At 65.6% G+C, this 299-nt stretch carries 1 protein-coding gene; it reads right to left on the bottom strand.

Translation table 11 applies throughout. The annotated features are described in order from the left end of the window. On the bottom strand, window positions 1-299 hold a 299-nt coding region (locus RVY79_RS18890; RefSeq protein WP_317466092.1), incomplete at both ends, for a hypothetical protein.

Raw genomic sequence — 299 nt, 5'->3', positions numbered from 1 at the left:
CGTAGGGTTCCGGGGGCGCGGGCGGCCGTGGGCCAAAGTTCAACGTGCGGCCCGTGACATAGCAAGCGAAACCCTCTTGCTGGGCCAGCCAGGTCAACAAGTCCCATTCGCTGCGACGGTCAGTCATGCTGACGTGGTCGCGGGCGTAGAGGCTGCCTGCGAGCGTCGTCGTAGCTGGCCCTGCCACGCTCAGCCCGTGTGAAGCGGCCAGCTTGGCCGCGACCTGAGACGACGTCAGGTTCTGATACTGGATCGTCGTCTTGGCGTCGATGAACACCGCCGTCAGGTCGCGACCAGTG

Origin of the sequence: Chromohalobacter sp. HP20-39, assembly GCF_033052815.1 — a bacterium.
GTDB lineage: Bacteria > Pseudomonadota > Gammaproteobacteria > Pseudomonadales > Halomonadaceae > Chromohalobacter.
Note: the sequence above shows the minus strand (reverse complement) of the source record. Positions and strands in the feature narration are given on the sequence as shown.